Origin of the sequence: Mycobacterium sp. 1245852.3 (genome assembly GCF_001669335.1) — a bacterium.
Classification (GTDB): domain Bacteria; phylum Actinomycetota; class Actinomycetes; order Mycobacteriales; family Mycobacteriaceae; genus Mycobacterium; species Mycobacterium europaeum_A.
In genome coordinates this window covers 1-781 of sequence record NZ_LZLL01000171.1, presented here as the reverse complement: position 1 = coordinate 781, position 781 = coordinate 1, and the positions used below count along the sequence as shown (strand labels likewise).

Genomic DNA, 781 nt, shown 5'->3' with positions numbered 1-781 from the left:
TGGGCGACCGCGAGGCCGTAGCCGGGCACCACGATCACCTGGTTGGCGTAGGCCATCTGGATCGCGGCGTCGGCGGCGGCACGGTCGCGCTGATCGCGCTCGCGGAATTCATTGAGACGCAAGGTTTTTCGGCCTTCCAGCACGGCGAGTCGCCGACCGTGCACATCGTGGTGGCCTCGCTGTTCGCCGCGGTCATCGGGTCGATCTCGTTCTGGGGATCGATCATCGCGTTCGGCAAGCTGCAGGAGATCATCTCCGGATCGCCGATCGGCTTCGGCAAGGCGCAGCAGCCGATCAACCTGCTGCTGCTGGCCGGGGCGGTGGCCGCGGCCGTCGTCATCGGCCTGCACGCGCATCCGGGCACCGGCGGCGCGCCGCTCTGGTGGATGATCGGGCTCCTCGCCGCCGCGGGCGTGCTGGGCCTGATGGTGGTGCTGCCCATCGGCGGCGCCGACATGCCGGTGGTCATCTCGCTGCTGAACGCGATGACCGGGCTCTCGGCCGCGGCCGCGGGACTGGCGCTGAACAACACCGCGATGATCGTCGCGGGCATGATCGTCGGCGCGTCCGGTTCGATCCTGACCAACCTGATGGCCAAGGCCATGAACCGCGCGATCCCCGCGATCGTCGCCGGCGGCTTCGGCGGCGGCGGGATCGCGCCGAGCGGCGGCGACAGCGGCGACAAGACCGTCAAGGCCACCTCGGCCGCCGACGCCGCGATCCAGATGGCCTACGCCAACCAGGTGATCGTGGTGCCCGGCTACGGCCTCGCGGTCGCCCA

At 70.6% G+C, this 781-nt stretch carries 1 protein-coding gene; it reads left to right on the top strand.

The features are described 5' to 3' along the window. Positions 1-781: NAD(P)(+) transhydrogenase (Re/Si-specific) subunit beta (locus tag A9W96_RS07500; RefSeq protein ID WP_369830821.1), on the top strand; the 781-nt coding region annotated here is incomplete at both ends.